Below are 19,185 nucleotides of genomic sequence, written 5' to 3'. Positions count from 1 at the left end.
GCTGGCCGTTTGAATGTCTTCTTTCAGGTGGGGACGCAGAGTCCGCCTATGGCGCTAGTCGCGCTTTGGACCGGGCAGGCGCGAGCGTTCGATACTCAGCGCTACACCGGCGTTCCTCCCAGCCAGCGTGGCCACGCGGTATTCTGCGGCTACGCCGAGAACCAGCGAAGCCTCCGCCGTGCTGAGGCTATAGTCTTGCTCGAGCCATTGAACCATGGCGCTGCTCGCCGCACGTACGGCTTCGTCTAGGGAGGGGGCCTGACCCAAGACACTGATCCGACGATCGGTCTCTATTCTTGGGCTCGCGAGCGGCCGCGGCGACAGAAGTTTGACGCTGAACTCCACGTCGAGAGATGTCTCCAGCGCCCATTGGGTCGTTTCGCCGTCGCCCTGCAGCGCATGGCCGTCTCCCAGGAAAAGCATGGCGCCCGGCTGGAAAACCGGCAGATAAACCGTAGCGCCCTCCACAACCTCGTTGAAGTCCATGTTGCCGCCCCAGCGGCCGCTATCGCCCGCCGATTGCGGTGGAAAGCCGAAGTCGGGCGCGACGCCCAGCCCGCCCAACATCGGGCGGACCGGAACGGCATATTCCTTCAGGTGGCCCGTCGCGTCTTCCAGGATTGCTAGTCCTGCCGCACGGTCGAGTCGCCACCGAACCCGTTTGCCAAGGCCCGCCGCCTTCGCGGCCAATCCCAACGACATCGCCCGCCCGGTCAAGCCGTCGAGGCTGTCGGCATAATCGCGATTGAGCGACAGCCGACGGATGTGAACCGCCAGCACGTCTCCAGATTTCGCGCCTGCGACAAAGAATGGCCCGGTCTGTGGATTGCCATAGAGCGCGACGACGCGCCCGCGGTCGTCCACGCCGCCGGAGTCGATCGTACGCGTCGACACAATGTCCCCCGGTCGTATGACTAGGGCCGGGGGCAAGTCGGCGGTGAAGGTGTTTGAGAACTGCGTTGGCTCATAGGTGAACCGGCGGATAGGGCCCTCGGGGATGTTCAGCCGCTGGGCGCTGAAAGTGTGACGCACCCGTGCCGCGTTGCCGGTGTCGGGATAGTCCGCCCAGCCCGTCCATCGATCACCGCGCGCGGTCGCCTCGAAACGATAGAGCGCGCCATCACTGTCGACGGTCTCGAAGGTCAATCGATTCCCATCATCACGACCGGTTACCGGCCGCCCGTCGAGCGACCCCGAAAGCGTCGTTCCCGTCGTCGCCACGGTGAGAACGCGATGCTCTTGGTTTCCCCATCGGTCCACCGCGAGGAGCCAGGTTTGGGGCGCTGCATAGGCTGACGAGGCCCCGAGAACAGCGAACAACAACAGCAGGGCGCGCATGGCGTTCTCCGAATGGCAGACGCAAGTTCGACAAAGCGTTCGCCCCTGACAAATGAAGCTTCTGAAAGATTTGCTCTGGCCCATAGCCGACGTTGTTTCACACCGCCTCAAAAGACGCAGTTACAGTGGAAACCAGGCTGCGAGCACGCACCAGGTTCGACCGCAATGGGCGAAGTTTGCCATCGGCGCGGGCACCTGAATGTCCGAAAGTTGCAGGGACGCCAACGTCAGCAAATGGCGCGCAGCCGCCTGAAGGTTCGCGCCTCAAGGGCTGGAATGGATCGGAAGCGACGGTTGCTGGTGGTGGCAACCCAAGTGTTCGCTCTCTGCACTTGCGCGGGATCGAGCCTCAATTTCGGAGTCTGCAGTTCGATCCCACCCAAGCGGACCTTGAAATTTCCCCCCAGAGTCCCCCCAGAATAAGCCCAAAAACCCGGAACAAAGCGGAACGCGCGAAAACTTAAGTCATTGTAAATTAATGATATTGTCTGGTGTTCTGTTCGTTGACATCGTAGGGGTCACAGGTTCAATCCCTGTCGCGTCCACCATTCTCCCCGACATCCTAAGACGCCACGCTGGTCGCCTCGCGATCCAGGGGGATGGCGCGCGCCTGATCGATCAGGGTTTCGCAGACCGCCGGGGCGAGCACGCGACAGACGGCGCTGGCGCCGTACACCGCCAGGGCCAGGCGGCTCGCCGCGGCGCGGGCCCAGGCGGGGCGAGCCGGCGACAGCAGCGCGACCATGGCCTCTTGCAGGGCCTCCAGTTCGAGGCGTGTCGCCTCGAGCACCGGATCGCCGGGATCGAAATGTTCCGCCGCGAGATCGACGATGAGCAGGCCCCGGCATGGGACCTGGGCGAAAAGTTCGGCGAAATGGCGCGCGATCGCCAGGGCGCGCCGGGCCGGCGCAGGGCCCACCGCTTCGACGCTGGCCGCCATGTCAGACCGGGCCCTGAGGCCTTCGGCGCGCACGCAGGCGATCACCAGGTCTTCCTTGCCCTGGAAGTGCCGGTAGAGGGTGGGCTTGGTGACCCCGGCGGCCGCGGCGATGTCGTCGACCCGGACGGCGCGGACGCCGACGCGGCCGAACAGCTCGCTCGCCGAGGCGATCAGACGTTCGCGGGTCAGGGCGCGCCGGCGTTCGTTCCGCGAGGGCCGAGACGGGCTGGTCATGGGCTTGGCGACCTCCGATGCGAGGGGCGCGGCGACGCCGCGACCGCATCCCGGCCCTCGCGGACAAGGGCCGGGATGACGAGCCCTAGACGGCCGTGGCCGCGTCCGGGGCTGGGGGCGTCGAGGCGTCGGCGTGAGAGCCCGCGCGGATCCTGAACCACAGGGCGTAGAGCGCCGGCAGGAACACCAGGGTCAGCACCGTGCCGCCGATCGTGCCGCCGATCAGGGTGTAAGCCATCGACGACCAGAAGACCGACCAGGTCAGCGGGATGAAGGCGAACACCGCCGCCAGCGCGGTCAGGATCACCGGTCTGGCGCGCTGCACCGTGGCCTCCACGACGGCGTGGAAGGGATCGAGGCCTTCCGCCTGGTTGATCTGGATCTGGCCGATCAGGATCAGGCTGTTGCGCATGATGATGCCGGCCAGGGCGATCAGGCCCAGGATGGCGTTGAACCCGAACGGCTGATGGAAGATCAGCAGGGTCGGCGCGACCCCCACCAGGGCCAGCGGCGCGGTCAGCAGCACCATGAACATCGCCGACAGCGACCGGACCTGGAAGATGATCACCACCATCATCAGGATGAACATCAGCGGGAAGACCACGGCCAGGGCGGCGTTGGCCTTGTTGGCCTCCTCGATGGACCCGCCCATCTCGATCCTGTAGCCGGCCGGAAGGGTCTTGATGATCGGCCGCAACGCCGTCTGGACCTGCGTCGAGACGTCCGGCGGCTGCAGGCGCTCGTCGATGTCGCCGCGCACGGTGATCGTCGTCATCCGATCGCGGCGGCGCAGGATCGGGTCCTCCATCCGGATCTCGGCCTTGCCGATCTGGTCGAGCGGAATGCGCTCGCCCGCCGCGCCGACCAGGGTCAAGGCGCCGATCCGCGACGGGTCGAGACGGTCCTGGCCGCGGGTGCGCGCCACGACCTCGACGGAGCGGATATCCTCGCGCACCTGGGTCACCGGCACGCCGGTCAGCAGGAACTGCAGCTGCTGGGCGGCGTCGGCGGAACTGAGACCAAAGGCGCGAAGGCGGTCCTGGTCGAGCACGAAATGGACGGTCGGCGCGCGCTCGCCCCAGTCGGTGTTGACCTGACGCATGCCTTGGTTGCGCAGCATCACGTCCTTGACCTGCCCGGCGATCTGGCGAACGCGATCGGCGTCCGGGCCCATGACCCGGAAGGCCACGGGGAACGGCGAGGGCGGACCGAACACGATCTGGGTGGCGCGGATCTTGGCGCCCGGGACTGCGCCGTCGGCCGCGAACTGGCGCAGGCGCGTCTTGAGCGCATCGCGCGCCTTCTCGTTCGGGGTCAGCACCACGATCTTGGCGAAGGACGGGTCGGGCAGTTCGGGCGAGATCGCCAGGAAGAACCGCGGCGCGCCTTGGCCGATATAGCTGGTGAAGATCTTGGCTTCCGGCTGCCTGGCGAGCCAGGCCTCGACCTTGGCGACGGCCTGGCTGGTCGAGCCGATGCTCTGGCCCTCCGGCATCTGCACCTCGATCAGCACTTCGGGGCGGTCCGAGCCGGGAAAGAACTGCTGCTTGATTCCGCCCATCATCAGCACCGCCGCGACCATCGCCGCGCCGACGCCGGCGGCCACCTTGATGCGGTTCTCCACTGTCCAGACGACGAGGGCGCGCAGCTTGCGATAGCGCGGCGTGTCGTAGATCGCCGCGTGGCCGCCCTCGATCGGCTTGATCTTGGGGATCATCAGCACGCCCAGATAGGGCGTGAAGATCACCGCCACGAACCACGAGGTGATTAGGGCGAAGGCCACGACCCAGAAGATGTTGCCGGCGTATTCGCCGGCCGTGGACTTGGCGAAGCCCACCGGCATCAGGCCGATGATCGTCACCAGGGTGCCGGCCAGCATCGGCGCGGCGGTGTGGCCCCAGGCATAGGTCGCCGACGAAATCCGGTCCTTGCCCTCCTCCATCTTCACCACGATCGTCTCGATGATGATGATGGCGTCGTCGACCAAAAGGCCCAGCGACAGGATCAGCGCGCCCAGGGTGATGCGGTCGAAGTCGCGCCCGGTGACCTGCATGATCACGAAGACGCCGGCCAGGGTCAGCGGCACGGCCATGGCCACCACCACCCCGACCCGGAAGCCCAGGCTGATCAGGCTGACCACGATGACGACGGCCAGGGCCACGAAGAACTTCAGCATGAACTCGTCATAGGCCTCGACGATGTTCACCGACTGGTCGGTGATCTTCGAGAAGCTCATGCCCAGCGGCATCTCGGCCTCAATGGCCTTGGCCTCCTTCTCGAGGTTCTCGCCCAGCTCCAGGCCGTTGAAGCGGTCTTTCATGACCACGCCCAGCACGATGGCCGGTTCGCCGCCGTTGCGGATCAGGAACGTCGCCGGATCCTCGTACCCACGCTTGACCTCGGCGATGTCGCCGAGCTTGAGCGTGCGGCCGCCGACCACGATCGGCGTCTCCTTGATCTTGTCCAGGCTGTCGATCGCGCCATCCAGGCGGACCTGGACCTGCTGGCCCTGGGTCTCGATCGCGCCGCCCGGGGTGACGAGGTTGCGGTCGTTGAGGGCGGAGAACAGGTCTCGCGGGCTCACGCCCAGCGTGGCCAGGCGCGCCTGGTTGAACTCCACGAAGATCTTCTGCGGCTGCTCGCCGATGATCTGGACCTTCTTGACGCCCGGCACGTGCAACAGCCGCTGGCGCAGGGTCTCGGCCTGGCGGGCCAGCAGGCGCTGGGGCTCGCCCTTGGCCTTCAGCGCATAGAGCGCGAAGGTGACGTCGCCGTACTCGTCATTGACGAACGGACCCAGCACGCCGCGCGGCAGGTTGGGCGCCTCGTCGGCCATCTTCTTGCGAGCCTGGTAGAACTGCTCGGGAACCTCCTTTGCCGGGATCTGGTCCTTCAGCGTCAGGGTGGTGAAGGCCAGGCCGGGGCGGGTGAAGGTCTCCGAGCGGTCGTACCACTTCAACTCCTGCATCCGCTTTTCCAGCGGCTCGGCGACCTGGTCCTGCATCTCCTGGGCCGTGGCGCCGGGCCAGGCGGTGACGATGGTCATGACCTTGATCGAGAAGCTGGGGTCCTCGGCGCGGCCCAGCTTCATGAAGGCGAAGGCGCCGGCGAAGGTGATGGCGATGATCAGGAACAGGGTGATCGATCGCTCGCGAACCGCCAGGGCGGAGAGATTGAAGCTCATCGCGCGGCCTCCGCCTTGAGGTCTTGCGGGCTAACGCGCTGGCCCTGGTGCAGCATGTGGACGCCCAGCGCCACGAAGCGCTCGCCGCCGGTCAGGCCTTGCGAAACGGTGGCGGTTTCCTCGCCGAAGGCGGCCAGGCGCACGGCGCGCCAGCTGACGGTCGAGGTCTTGGGATCGACGATCCAGACGCCCGGACCCTTGCCGGCGTCGTAGATGGCGGCCAGCGGGACGGTGCGGCCGGCGGTCTTGGCCGGACCGGGGAGAGCGATGGTGACCGTCGCGCCCAAAGGGGCCGAGGCCAGGGCGCCGTCCAGCACGTAGCGCGCCTCGAAGGTGCGGGTCCGGGGATCGGCAGCGTCCGAGATCTGGCGCAGGCGGGCGGGGCTGGCGGCGGCGTCGTTTCCGAACACCGAGGCGGTCGCGGGCGAGCCGACGGCGGGGCGCAGGGTCTCGGGCAGGGCGATGGTGGCTTCGCGCGGGCCGGCGTGGGCCAGGCGCACCACGGTCTGGCCGGCGGCGACCACCTGGCCCGGTTCGCCCTGGGTCTCGACCACCACGCCGTCGGCGTCGGCGACCAGCACGGCGTAGCCGGCTGTGTTGCGCGACACCCGCGCCTGGGCCTCGGCGGCCTGGAGCTGGGCCCGGGCGGCCAGGGCGGCGGCTTTGATCTGGTCGTAGGTCGACCCCGACACCGCGCCGGCGGCGACCAGGTCGCGATAGCGGGCCTCGTCGGCCTCGGTCTGGACCGCGCGGGCCCGGGCGGCGGCCACGGACTGGTCCTGAGCCGCCTGGGCCAGGACGTAGTCGGTGGCGTCGATGCGCATCAGGGGCTGGCCCCGGCGCACGGTCTGGCCGGTGTCCACCAGACGCTCGACGATCTTGCCGGGGACGCGGAAGCCCAGCTGGCTTTCGACCCGGGCCGAGATCACGCCGGTGAACTGGCGCCCGCCGTCCGCCGTGAGCGGCGCGGTGGCGATCCGCACCACTGGCGGCCGGGTTCGGGGATCGACGGCGGCGTCATGGCCGCCGCACGCGGCGAGCGGGGCGGTCAGGCCGCCGACCAGGGCGGCGATGAGCAAGCGATGCGACATGGCGAAAGGGGTCCTGCCTTGAGCGGAGACCCCCACATCGTGCCAAGTGACCAAATTGTCAATTGGTCACTATCGAATTTTACGCGCCAGTCACGCGTTCGCTACGGGGCCAGGCTGCGCAGGATCAGGTTGATGACCCGAGTCTGGTTTTCGGGCAGGCCGTCCAGATTGAACTCCAGCAGCAGCGGATGCATGAACGGCTGCATGGCCAGCATGATCGCCGAGCTGGTTTCGTCGATCGGCGTCTTGCGCTCGAACTCGCCCGCCTCGCGGCCCTGCAGGATGATCTCGCGCAAGCTGGCCTCGACCCGGGCCAGATAGCCCAGCGCCGAGGGCCACTGCTCGGTCGCCGAGTTGGCGGCCAGGTCGTACAGCAGCTTCTCCTGGAACAGGAGTTCGGTGCTCTTCGCGGTAATGGTACTGAAAAGCTTGCGAAATTTCTCGGTCGGCGTGCGGGCCTCGTAAACGGCGGCCGTGGCCGCCGACATGATCTTCTCCAGGCACTGGGCGCAGATCGCCTCGCCGATCGCCTGCTTGGACTCGAAGAACTTGTAGATGTAGGCCTTCGAGAAGCCGACCGCCTTGGCCAGGTCGGCGACGGTGGTCTTGCCATAGCCGAAGCGCGCGAAGTGGGCGTCGGCCGCGTCGATGATCTGCTGGCGGATGGCGTGATCGGCCGGCCCGCGTTGGCCGGCGGCGAGGTCTGGATGGAGGGCGTCGGTGGTCATGCCCAAATAGGTAGCATCGGACCTCGGGATTGACAACGAGTGACCAGATCAGCATATGGTCACTTGATTTACGAGGAGGTCGCGATGCGATCGGTTTCGAGCTTGGCTCTGCTCGCCCTGGCCGGTGTGACGATCGGCGGCTGCGCCGTGGACCCCGACTACAAGGCGCCGTCGTCGCCGGTGGCCGGGACGTTCCTCGGCGCGGGGGCCGTGGCTCAGCGCGTCGCGCCGGCCGCGCCCGTCGCCTCCACGTCTTTCGACCAGGCGGCCTGGTGGAAGGGCTTCAACGATCCGGTCCTCGACGGGCTGGTCGATCGCGCCCTGGCCCAGAACCTGGACCTGGCCCAGGCCACGGCGCGGGTCACCCAGGCGCGGGCGGGCCTGACGGCCGCCACCGCCGCCCTGCTGCCGTCGGGCGCCGTCCAGGCCAGCGCGGCCAGGTCGCATCTCTCGACCCAGACGCCGACGGGACGGCTGGCCTCGGCCGCGCCCGGCTTCGACCGCGACGGCTCGCAGTACGACGCCAACCTGACCGGCGGCTGGGAGATCGACGTGTTCGGCGGCCTGCGCCGTGATCGCGAGGCGGCCGTCGCCGACTATCAGGCGGCCCGCGTCGGCGTCGCCGCCGCCCGCCTGTCGGTCGCGGCCCAGACGGCCGACACCTATCTGGTGATCCGCGGCCTGCAGACGCGGCTGGCGATCGCGCGGGGCCAGGTCGAGACGCAGGAGAAGCTGGTCCAGACCGTGCGCCTGCAACAGAGCCGTCAGGTCGCCTCTGAACTGCAACTGCATCAGGCCGAGGGCGCCCTGGCCCAGACCCGCGCCCAGGTGCCGGTGCTGGAGGAGGGGCTGGAGGCGGCCATGAACGCGCTGGACGTGCTGCTCGGCGCCCAGCCCGGCGCGACGCGGTCGCTGCTGGCCGCCGCCTCGCCGCCGCCGCGCGCGCCGGCCATCACGGAAGCGGTCGGCCCGGCCGACCTGATCCGTCGTCGCCCCGACCTGGCGGTCGCGGAGTGGCGGCTGAAGGCGTCGAACGCGGCGATCGGCTCCGCGATCTCGGAATATTATCCCAAGTTTTCGCTGGCCGGTCTGGTCGGCACGGCCAGCACGGCCAGCGGCGGCCTCTTCCAGGGCTCGGCCAACCAGGCGCAGGGCATCCTGGGCCTGCGCTGGCGCCTGTTCGACTTCGGCCGCGTCGACGCCCAGATCAAGGCGGCCAAGGGGCGCAACGCTGAGGTCCTGGCCGCCTACCAGCAGTCGGTGCTGCGCGCCACGGCCGATGTCGAGGACGCCTTCTCCAGCCTGGTCAAGCGCGAGGACGAGGCGCGGATCCTGGTCGACGGCGAGCAGTCGCTGTCCAAGGCCCGCACGGCGTCGGAGTTGGCCTACAAGGCGGGCGCGGTTAGCCTGATCGAGGTCCTGGACGCCGACGGCCGTCTGCTGGCGGCCCGCGACGCGCGCGCCCAGGCCGACACCGAGGCCGCCCGCGCGGCCGTCCGGTCCTTCCGAGCCCTGGGCGGCGGCTGGCGCGAGACGGCCGCCGACTGAAGCTGGTCTTGACCCCAGCGCGCGGCGATATTTGGAGTACGGTCCGCCATGAAGGCCTTCATCCTCGATCGATACGAGAAGAAGGGCGCGCTGCGCCTGGGCGATCTGCCAGAGCCCGCTTTGGGCGACGGCGACGTCCTGGTCGAGGTCCACGCGGCCGGCCTCAATCCGCTGGACGCGAAGATCCGCGACGGCGCGTTCAAGCTCGTCCTTCCCTATCGCCCGCCGTTGGTCCTGGGACATGACATCGCCGGCACGGTCGTGCGCGTCGGCCCGGACGTGCGCGGCTTCAAGCCGGGCGACGAGGTCTACGGCCGGCCGCGCGATGGCCGCATCGGCGGCTTCGCCGAGTTCATCGCCGTCGACCAGGCCGACCTGGCGCTCAAGCCCAAGGGGCTGAGCATGGCGGAGGCCGCGTCCATCCCCCTGGTCGGCCTGACGGCCTGGCAGGCGCTGGTCGAACACGCTGGGCTCCAGAAGGGGCAGAAGGTGTTGATCCACGCCGGCTCCGGCGGCGTCGGCGGGGTCGCCATCCAGCTGGCCAAACATCTGGGCGCGACGGTCGCGACAACCACCAGCACGGCGAACGTCGACCTGGTCAGAAGCCTCGGGGCCGATGTGATCATCGACTACAAGACGCAAGCCTTCGAAAAGGTCCTGTCGGGCTATGACGTCGTTCTCAACAGCCTGGAGGGCGACACTCTCGAGAAGTCGCTCGATGTGCTCAAGCCGGGCGGCGCGCTGATCTCGCTCTCGGGCCCGCCGGACCCCGAGTTCGCGCGGAAACAGGGCCTGAACTGGGGCCTGCGGCTGATCCTGGGTCTGCTGAGTTCGAGCATTCGCGGGAATGCCAAGCGCCGTGGCGTGGCCTATGCGTTCCTGTTCATGCGCGCGAACGGCCAGCAGTTGAGCCAGATCACCGCCCTGGTCGAGGCCGGAAGCCTTCGTCCAGTAGTGGATCGGACCTACCCCTTCCGGGCCCTGAACGAGGCCCTGGCCTATCTCGAGACGGGACGGGCCAAGGGCAAGGTCGTGGTCAGCCTGAAATAGGCCGCCGCTCCGCTACTGGTTCTTGAACCGGTTCCAATGGTCGAAGTCGAAGGTCGGCTTCGGGCGGGTGGGGCGGACCTCGAAGACCAGCGTGTCGCGCGAGGGCGCGCCCTGGTCGCGGGTGACGGTGACCACGGCCGTGTGCATGCCCTCGGCCAGGTCGGTGGGCAGGTCGCGGCGCCACAGGTGCGGCGAGTGGTCGGCGCGGGAGCCGCGCGGCTGGGGCGGCATCGGCGGCAGGCGCTTCTGGCGGCCCTGGACGTAGCCCTGCGTCTCCGGATCGCCCGACTGGCTCTGGATCGCCGCGCGGGCCATGGTCAGCTGGCGCTGCAGGGCGAAGGGATCCGAATAGGCCGAACCGCTCCTGACGCCTTCACCCTTCATGTCCTGCGTGCGGATCATCGGCTGGGGCGGGCCGCCGTCGATGGCGACCATGACCTTGGTCGTCGAGTCGCCCATCCAGACATCGGCGGTCAGCCAGCTCTCGCCCCGCAGATCCGTCGGGGTCAGCAGCTTCACGTCCGGCAGGTCCTGGACGCTGAGCGGCGGGACCGGATCGCGGCCGTCTTCCGGGGCGTCGCGCCAGGCGAAGATCTTGTCGGCCCAGGCGCGGAAGCGCGGCGTGCTGACCGACAGCCACATGGCCCGATCGCGCGGCAGGCCGCTGGCGCGGTAGTCGAGCGTGTAGCGGGTCCCTTCGACGGCGAAATCGACATAGCCGCGCGGCGAGCCGTCGCCCTGGATGCTCATCGGCGTGCCGTCGATGTCGTAGTCGCCGCCCCACCAGTCGCCGGCCACGGCCCCGGCCACCAGGTGGCGGAACGGGATCGTCGAGACCCCGACCGTGTCCTTCCAGCCACCCATCGAGTCGCCGGGGGCCAGGTTCTCCAGCGTGTGGCTGTGGCCGGTCAGGGCCAGCGCCGGGCGGCCCTTCACCAGGGCGTAGAGCTCGTCGAGATTGGCCGTCTGGTGCGGCTGGGATTCGGCGTTGTCGAAGCCGACGAACGGGATGTGGGCGGCGAAGACGACCAGCTTCTTCGGATCGGTCGTCTTCAGCACGTTTTCGATGAAGGTCATCTGGTCGGGCAGCAGGCGGCCGGCATAGGTCTTCCAGTACTGCTTGCAGAACGGCCGTTCGCGGGCCTCGCGCGGGTCCTCGCCGCAGGGGAACGAGACGTTGTCCAGCACGATGAACACGACCTGGCCCATCTCGAACGCGTAGTTGTTGGGGCCGTACAGCCGTCGCCAGGTGTCGGAGCTGTCGATGTCGTGGTCGGCGTCGTGGTCGTAGTCGTGGTTGCCCTGCACCCACCACTGTGGGACCCCCAGCGCGCCCATCACCTGGGCCGTGCGCGGGATCAGGTGCAGGTCGTCGCTGACGATGTCGCCCAGGGCCAGCAGGCAGGCTGGCTTCTCGGGCGCGTTGAGCATCTCGCGGACCAGGGAGTCGCGGACATAGCCGACCTCGATGTTCGACGCCGGCTGCACGTCGCCCAGCACCGCGCACGCGAAGTTCTGACCGGTTTTTGTGGGATTGCTGCTGGGAATGATCGGGAAGTTGATCGCCGAGGGCAGGGGACCGGTCGGCGGCAGGCCGTCATAGCGCAGCGCCTTGGGCGAGCCGGCGGGCTTGTGCTGATAGGCGAAGCGCGGGACCCAGCGTTCGTCGGTGGGCACGCGCCAGCCGCTGGGCTGGACCACGAACACCGCCATGTCCGGGCGAACGGGAAGGGCGTAGCGGCCGGCCTTGTCGGTCAGCACCACCTCGCGGCTGTTGGACACCTTGACGCCCGCCACGCCGCGCTCGCCCGCGTCCAGCCGGCCGTTGCGATTGGCGTCGTCGAACACCACGCCGGCGATGGTCGCCTGGTCCGCGCGCGCGTCATGCCGCACGTCGATGTCGGCGAAATACGGATCGGCCGGCGCGGCCTGGGCGGCGCCGGCGCAGCCGCCGACAAGGATCGCCCACGACAGGGCGATCAGCAGGGAAGTCTTGGTCACCTCGGGTCCCTCGGCTGAAGACGTCCCCTGTGTGGCGGACGTCTGACACACCCTGATGAAGCCCGGCATTTGGACTTCTGTGTGGGTTTCGCGGGGTTTCTGGTCAAAATGCGCAGAAAGCGCAAGCCAATCTCGCGTGACATGAACATGAAATCAACAAATGTCACATCACATCCACAAATCGCGCCTAAAGGGACCTCGGCGAGGGGGTGGCGGCCGCGAGACGGCCCGCGACGCTCGTCGGGCACAAATTTCTCTTTGGGAGAGTCGGTCGTGAGGCATCCAACTCGAGCCGGGCGGCGCCTGGGCGGCGTCCTGGCGCTGCGCGCGCTGGCCCTGGTCAGCGTGAGCATTCCGGCGGTCGCGCTGATGACGGCGCCGGCCTTCGCCGAGGACTACACCAACGTCCAGGCCTCGGGCCGCGTGCAGTCGGCCGACGGCAAGCCGATCGCCGGGGCGGTGGTCCAGCTCACCGCCGAAGCGCTGGGCGTCAAGCGCTCGGCCGTCACCAACGCCAGCGGGGCCTATGTCGTCCCGCAGCTGGCGCCGGGCGCCTACGCCGTGTCGGTGACCGCCGATGGCTATGACGCCTATACGGAGGCGGGGGTGCTGATCAGCCGCTCGGGCGCGTCGAACCAGTTCACCCTGGCCCCGGTCGGCTCGGTCGAGGCCATCGTGGTCAAGGCCGGCCGCATGCGCACGCCGGACTTCGAGATCACCACCACCGGCGCGGCCATCGAGATCGGCGAACTGGCCGAACGCGTGCCGGTCGGCCGCTCGCTGCGCGACATCGCCCTGATGTCGCCGGGCGTCGTGCAGGGCTCGTCATCGGCCAACGGCACGTTCGCCAACCAGATCTCGATCTCGGGCGCCAGCTTCATCGAGAACGCCTTCTTCGTGAACGGTCTGAACATCACCAACTTCCGCATGGGCCTGCTGCCCGTGGAAGTGCCGTTCGACTTCTACAAGTCGGTGGAGGTCAAGACCGGCGGCTATCCGGCCGAGTTCGGCCGCTCGACCGGCGGCTTCGTCAACGCCATCACCAAGTCGGGCACGAACAGCTTCCACGGTGGGGTGACGGCGACCTGGGAGCCGGGCGACCTGCGCGACAGCGCCCCCAACACCTTCCGCAACAACTACGAGGACGCCACGGCCGAGCGCGAGGAGTGGGTCGCCGAGCTGGGCGGACCGATCCTCAAGGACCGGCTGTTCTTCTATGGGCTCTACAACCAGCGCAAGCTGAAGACCTTCACGCCCCAGGCGTCCGGGTCGAACGCCACGCGCGTCAGCGACGACGCGCCGTTCTGGGGCGGCAAACTGGACGGCTGGCTGACCTCCCGGCAGCACCTGGAGTTCACCTATTTCGACACCACCAAGGACGTGCGCAATCGCAGCCTGAACTATGATCCGGCCACCAAGACGGTCGGGGCGGAGACCGGCGGCACCAACCAGCGTTCGGGCGGCGAGAACTACATCGCCCGCTACACCGGCACCTTCACGCCCTGGTTCACCCTGTCGGCGGCCTATGGCGTCAACAAGTTCCGCGATGGCCAACTGCCGCTGGACACCACCCACGAGCAGGTCGTCGACTATCGGACCAAGACCGAGGGCGTGAACATCGGCCTGAACAAGGTCACCGACGCCCAGTCGTTCAACGACGACAAGCGGACGTTCTATCGCGCCGACGCCGACTTCAACTTCGACCTGTTCGGCGCCCACCACCTGCGGGTCGGCTACGATCACGAGGAGAATACGGCGACCCAGTTCTTCGAGACGATCGGCCGCGGCGCCTTCAAACTGTTCCGCTCGACCGGCTCGGACCAGAGCAACCTGCCGGCCGGCGTCGAGTACGTGACGACCCGCGTCTATCGCAACAGCGGCAGCTTCGGCACCGTCAACCAGGCGTTCTACGCCCAGGACCAGTGGTCGCTGTTCGGCGACCGCCTGCAGGTCGAGGCCGGCGTGCGCAACGACCGCTTCGACAACCGCAACGCCGACGGCTCGACCTTCTACGACCCGGGCAACCAGTGGGCGCCGCGCCTGTCGATCTCGGGCGACCCCTTCGGCGACGGCAAGTCCAAGCTCTACGGCTTCTTCGGCCGCTATTACCTTCCGCTGCCCAGCGACCTGTCCTTGAAGTTCGCCGGCTCGCTGGTGACCTACACGCGCTACAACCGCCTGGACGGCGTCGGCGCCAACGGCGATCCGGTCATCGGCGCGGCGATCACCACGGCCAACGGCGTCACCACCTGCCCGGACACCAAGGTTTCCAACTGCCTGGTCTCGGCCTCGGGCCTGGTGGCCGACACCGCCGAGTCGATCGCCCATAACCTCAAGCCGCAGTCGGCCGACGAGTTCGTGGTCGGCTACGAGCGCCGCTTCGGCGACCTGATCAAGGTCGGGGCCTATTTCACCCACCGCGAGCTGAACAGCATCATCGAGGACGTGGCCATCGACACCGGCGCGCGGGCCTATTGCGTCAAGGCCGGCTTCACGGCCGCCCAGTGCCAGTCCAGCTTCGGCGGCGGCCGCCAGTGGGTGATCGTCAATCCGGGCGAGGACGTGAAGATCCGCCTCAACAGCCTGCCGGACGGCTCCAAGCCGGTGGTCACCCTGTCGGCGGCGGACCTGACCTATCCCAAGCCCAAGCGCGACTACAACGCCCTGACCGCCACCTTCGACCGGGCCTTCGACGGCAAGTGGTCGGTGTCGGGCTCGTACACCTGGGCCAGCCTGAAGGGGAACTACGAAGGCGGCGTGCGCTCCGAGAACGGTCAGCTGGCGATCAACACCACGGCCGACTTCGACTCGCCGGGCTTCCTGAACGGCGCCGACGGCTACCTGCCCAACCATCGCCGCCACACCTTCAAGGCCTATGGCAGCTATCAGGTCAACGACTGGCTGACCCTGGGCGGCAACGGCCTGGTCCAGTCGCCGCGCAAGTACAGCTGCATCGGCATCGTGCCCAAGGCGGTCGACGCCACCGCCTACGGCTACCAGGGCTACGGCTTCTACTGCCAGGGCAAGGTCGTCGATCGGGGCTCGGCCTTCGAGGGCGACTGGGTGACCCAGTTCAACGCGAGCGCCGTCGTGACCCTCCCGACGCCGGGCGACCGGCTCGACGCCTCGCTGCGGCTGGACGTCTTCAACCTGTTCAACAGCCACGCGGTGACCGCCTACCACGAGTTCGGCGACGTCGGCGGCAGCGGGGTGGCGGACACCAACTACCGCAAGCCGGTCGAGTACCAGACCCCGCGCTACGCGCGGATCCAGTTGCGCGTCGCCTTCTAGCGATCGCGCCCGTCCCCGGCCGGTCCTCCCCAACCCCCGCCGGCCGGGGGCGCTCTTCATGCGCCGGAACGCAAGCGATAGTGTTCCGGAAAACCCGGTCGGCGAGTCGTCGCCGACGGAGACGGACAACAGAATGCTGAAACGCCACGATCGTCAGCGCGACATCCTGAACCTGCTGGAGCCCAACCAGACGCGCGCCATCGCCGACATCGCCAAGACGCTGTCGGTGTCGGAGGAGACGATCCGGCGCGAGCTGCGGGTGATGGAGGAGGCGGGATCGATCGTGCGCCTGCACGGCGCGGTCCGCCTGCCGCCCCAGGAGATCGAGGGCCCGTTCGACCTGCGCATGCAGAAGAACGTCGCGGGCAAGACCCGCATCGCCGAGGCGGTGGTCAAGTTCATCGCCGACGGCGACACCCTGTTCCTCGATAGCGGCTCGACCTCGTGCTTCGTGGCCAAGGCGCTGGGCGAGCATCGCCAGCTTAAGATCATCACCAACTCGCTGGCCGTGGCCCAGGCGGTCCGCAAGGACCGGGGGCACACGCTGTTCCTGGCCGGCGGCGAACTGAACATGGCCTATCAGGCCTTTTCGGACCGGCACGCCCAGGACTTCCTGGCCGGCTTCCGGCCCAGCCTGTCGGTCCTGACCGTCGGCGCGGTCAGCGTGGAACACGGGCTGATGGACCATTCGCCTACCGAGGCGATCATGAGCCGCATCGCCTATTCCACCGCCAGCCGGGTGCTGCTGGCGGTCGACCAGGGCAAGTTCGGCCGGATCGGCCTGGTCCATACCGCCGCGCTGGCGGATGTGGACATCCTGGTCACCGACGCCCCCCTGACGCCGGCGTTCCAGGACGCCTTCTCCCACGCCGAGGTGGTGGTCGCCTGAGCGCCGGGCGCGCCTGGCCCTAGCCGATCAGGTCGCGCAGCAGGTCGTGATAGGTGGCGAAGGCGGCGACGTCGGCGTCGGGGGCCTTTCCGGCCTCGTCGTACTGGCGCAGGCGCAGCGCGCTAGGCGCCCAGGGATTGGCCAGGAAGTCCTCGACCTCGTCCGGGCTCATCGGGCCGCCCTGCAGGGCCAGGCTCTGTAGCGAGGCGCGGCTGAGGCGGTCCAGATAGGCCGGATCGACCGCCACCCGGTAGCGCTTTGCCGCCACATGCAGGCGGATCGGTTCGGTGACCTCGGGGCCGAAGGCGCGGGCCAGATAGCCGGCGCTGATGTGCTCGTGACGGGTATCGACGCCGTGGTCGGCGGCGTCCTCGCCGATCTTCTGCAGCAGGTGGCCCACGTCGTGCAGCAGGGCGGCGGCGACCAGCGACGGCGGCGCGTCGTCCAGCTTGGCGTGGTGGGCGGTCTGGAGGGCGTGCTCCATCTGGGAGACGTCCTCGCCGTAGCGCAGATTTCCCAGGCGGGTGAACAGGTCGGTCAGCTCGGCCACGAAAGCGTCGGCCGCGGGACGAGAGGTCATCGAATATCCGTCGGAAGTGTTGAGGCGTGGGCTAAAGGCGCATGCGCCCGATCCCCGGATCGGTGCGGCTGGCGCGGCCGGTCTCGAGATGTCCGGCCAGGCGCTGGGTGAAGGCGGGATCGTCGGCCAGGGTCAGGGTCAGGTCGTACCAGTGGTCGCTGCCGCGCAGGTCCCAGACCGAGCGGACGACGGCCCTGGGCTTCAGCGTCAGGGCTTGGCGGGCCTCGCCCTCGGCCAGCGGATAGTCCGGCGCCATCTCCAGGCTGGCCACGCCCGCGCCGGTCAGGCTGACGACCAGGCGCGAGCGCGCGTCGGCGGCGACGGTGACCCGCGGCTGGGCGCGCGAGGCGTCCCCGGCGAACCGGCGGTAGATGCCGTTCGGACCGTGCACAGTCAGGTCATAGGGGCCCGGCGCGCGGCCGGCTTTGTTCCAGTGTCCCGCCGCGTACCGCTGGCCGGCCGCCAGGGTGAAGCGCCAGGGGCCGTCGCGGTCGGTGTTGTCGAAGACCTGGAACACCGCGCCCGCCCGGCCGGCGTTGACCAGGTCGATCCATAGGCCGCCGTTCTCGACGCGGGCGTCGGCCGACAGCAGATAGGGCAGGCGCGCGCGCCGCGCTGGGGGCCGTCCTGGGCCGAGGGGCCTTGCCGCTCGGGGATCCGCAAGGTCGGCGCGGCCTTGGAGCGCGCCACGCGCTGCATGTAGTCGGCGGTGGCCGGTAGGGTCAGGGCCGTCCAGTCGCGGTTGGGCGCGGCGAAGTCGAAGGCCGAGGTCAGGTCGCCGCAGACCGTGCGCCGCCAGTCGCTGATGTTGTCCTCGCGCACCCCGAAGCGCTTCTCCAGGAACCGCAGGGTCGAGGTGTGGTCGAACACTTCCGAACAGACGAAGCCGCCCCGGCTCCAGGGCGACACGATGATCGCCGGCACGCGGATGCCTAGGCCCAGCGGATGGGCGCCCTTGTTGGCGTGTTCGTTGGCTTGGCCGTAGTCCTTGATCTCGCCTGCGACCGGCACCGAGCTCCAGCCCTGCTCGGGCGTCAGCGGCGGCATGGGCGGCTGCATGTGATCGTAGAAGCCGCCGGCCTCGTCGTAGTTGACGATGAAGACGGTCTTGGCGAACACCTCGGGGTGGTCGACCAGGGCCTTGATCAGCTCGGCGCAGACGTGCTCGCCCTTCGACGGCTCGGCCGACGGATGTTCGGACAGGTCGGCGGCGGTGACGATCCACGAGACCTGGGGCAGGCGGTCGGCGGCGACGTCGGCGCGGAAAGCCGCGACCAGCTGTTCGCCGTCGGAGCGCTTGCGGTCGGGATCGGCCTTGCCTTCGCCCACCCACGCGCGGCCGCGAGCATAGAGCTCGGAGTCCTTGGCGCACGGGCGGAAGGGCTTGAACACCGACAGGATGTTGTCGCCGAAATTGTCGTACTCCTGGTAGACCTTCCAGCTGATCCCGGCCGCCTGCAGCCGCTCGGCGTAGGTCGTCCAGTCGTGCGGCCCGTTGGCCATGACCTTGTCCTCGGCCATGTCGGCGCTGGGCGTCTCGTCCTCGCCGTAGTTGCTCATCTCCGGGTCGCCGCCGACCTTGCCGCCGCCGTTGCAGCCCGTCCAAAGGTGCAGTCGGTTCGGGTAGGTCTGGGTCAGGGTCGAGCAGTGATAGGCGTCGCAGACCGTGAAGGCGCTGGCCAGGGCGTGGTAGAACGGCAGGTCCGAGGCCTTGTAATAGACCATCCGCTTGTGCAGCTCGCCCGAGTGGCCCCACTGGTCGTAGCGCCCGCCGTTGACGATGGTGATGGCCGCCTGGTGGCCCTGGTCCGAGCCGTCCACCGTGTAGGCGTTGGTGGCCGAGGCGTCGCCGTGGAACGGGGCGACGAAGCCGTCCGGGTGCTCCTGGCTGGGCTGACGCCAGACCGACGCGCCGCCGGGCAGGCGCTGCGGGCGCGGGTCGCCCAGGCCGCGCACGCCGTTCAGCGCCCCGAAATAGTGATCGAAGGCGCGGTTCTCCTGCATGAAGATCACCACGTGCTCGACGTCCATGATCGTGCCGGTGCGGTGGCGCGCGGGGATGGCCATGGCCCTGGCGACCGTCGCCGGCAGCAGGCCGGAGGCGGCCCCCATGGCGGCGGCGCGCAGGAAAGAGCGGCGGTCGGTCGCCATGGTCAACTCCCAGAACTTGATTTTGGTATAGACCAAATTGAGCAATGGTTTGACGAAATTTTCGTGACGACTTGATCGGGATCAGGCTGGCCCGCCCAGAGTCCGATCCTGTTCCTTGACCCTAAGGGAGCGCCCTCCCATCCTCGCGCGTGGCGGGATT

General features: G+C 68.6%; 11 protein-coding genes and 1 pseudogene. 4 read left to right on the top strand and 8 right to left on the bottom strand.

The window, feature by feature from the left end:
- Positions 1–54: 54 nt before the first annotated feature.
- From MZV50_RS22080 to MZV50_RS22060, 5 genes are all read right to left on the bottom strand, one after another.
- A complete protein-coding gene (locus MZV50_RS22080; protein ID WP_252631480.1) occupies positions 55–1,338 on the bottom strand; it encodes an acetamidase/formamidase family protein in 1,284 nt (427 codons plus the stop codon).
- Positions 1,339–1,900: 562 nt separating this feature from the next.
- Positions 1,901–2,512, bottom strand: coding sequence for a TetR/AcrR family transcriptional regulator (locus tag MZV50_RS22075; RefSeq protein WP_252631479.1), 612 nt, complete (start codon positions 2,510–2,512; stop codon positions 1,901–1,903).
- Positions 2,513–2,597: 85 nt separating this feature from the next.
- On the bottom strand, positions 2,598–5,696 hold the full coding sequence (locus tag MZV50_RS22070) for an efflux RND transporter permease subunit (RefSeq protein WP_252631478.1): 3,099 nt from the start codon (positions 5,694–5,696) through the stop codon (positions 2,598–2,600).
- A complete protein-coding gene (locus MZV50_RS22065) occupies positions 5,693–6,787 on the bottom strand; it encodes an efflux RND transporter periplasmic adaptor subunit (RefSeq protein ID WP_252631477.1) in 1,095 nt (364 codons plus the stop codon). The genes MZV50_RS22070 and MZV50_RS22065 overlap by 4 nt, the downstream gene beginning before the upstream one ends.
- Before the next feature lie 101 nt (positions 6,788–6,888).
- Entirely contained in the window at positions 6,889–7,515 is a 627-nt protein-coding gene (locus MZV50_RS22060; protein ID WP_252631476.1) for a TetR/AcrR family transcriptional regulator, read from the bottom strand.
- Positions 7,516–7,599: 84 nt separating this feature from the next.
- Here MZV50_RS22060 and MZV50_RS22055 point away from each other — a divergent pair, with 84 nt between their 5' ends.
- Together MZV50_RS22055 and MZV50_RS22050 are read left to right on the top strand one after the other, a co-directional pair.
- Positions 7,600–9,063 carry an efflux transporter outer membrane subunit gene (locus MZV50_RS22055; protein ID WP_252631475.1) on the top strand — a complete coding sequence of 488 codons (1,464 nt, stop codon included), beginning with the start codon at positions 7,600–7,602 and terminating at the stop codon, positions 9,061–9,063.
- 48 nt (positions 9,064–9,111) lie between these two features.
- Positions 9,112–10,113, top strand: coding sequence for an NADP-dependent oxidoreductase (locus MZV50_RS22050; RefSeq protein WP_252631474.1), 1,002 nt, complete (start codon positions 9,112–9,114; stop codon positions 10,111–10,113).
- Positions 10,114–10,125: 12 nt separating this feature from the next.
- Here the strand turns inward: MZV50_RS22050 and MZV50_RS22045 are convergent, their stop codons facing one another.
- The gene (locus MZV50_RS22045; RefSeq protein ID WP_252631473.1) at positions 10,126–12,114 is read right to left on the bottom strand and encodes a calcineurin-like phosphoesterase C-terminal domain-containing protein; all 1,989 of its coding nucleotides are present in this window, start codon (positions 12,112–12,114) and stop codon (positions 10,126–10,128) included.
- A 273-nt stretch (positions 12,115–12,387) separates the two neighbouring features.
- Between MZV50_RS22045 and MZV50_RS22040 the strand changes: the two genes are divergently transcribed.
- Positions 12,388–15,405 carry a TonB-dependent receptor gene (locus MZV50_RS22040; RefSeq protein WP_252631472.1) on the top strand — a complete coding sequence of 1,006 codons (3,018 nt, stop codon included), beginning with the start codon at positions 12,388–12,390 and terminating at the stop codon, positions 15,403–15,405.
- Between the two features lie 133 nt (positions 15,406–15,538).
- Positions 15,539–16,294, top strand: coding sequence for a DeoR/GlpR family DNA-binding transcription regulator (locus MZV50_RS22035; protein WP_252631471.1), 756 nt, complete (start codon positions 15,539–15,541; stop codon positions 16,292–16,294).
- Positions 16,295–16,313: 19 nt separating this feature from the next.
- On the opposite strand, the gene MZV50_RS22030 is transcribed toward MZV50_RS22035, so the two are convergent.
- Positions 16,314–16,874 (bottom strand): HD domain-containing protein, encoded by a 561-nt coding sequence (locus MZV50_RS22030; protein WP_252631470.1) that lies wholly within the window; start codon positions 16,872–16,874, stop codon positions 16,314–16,316.
- A 31-nt stretch (positions 16,875–16,905) separates the two neighbouring features.
- Positions 16,906–19,025, bottom strand: a pseudogene (locus MZV50_RS22025) (phosphocholine-specific phospholipase C).
- Between the last annotated feature and the right edge of the window lie 160 nt (positions 19,026–19,185).

The sequence above is a fragment of the Caulobacter segnis genome, assembly GCF_023935105.1.
Classification (GTDB): domain Bacteria; phylum Pseudomonadota; class Alphaproteobacteria; order Caulobacterales; family Caulobacteraceae; genus Caulobacter; species Caulobacter segnis_B.
Note: the sequence above shows the minus strand (reverse complement) of the source record. Positions and strands in the feature narration are given on the sequence as shown.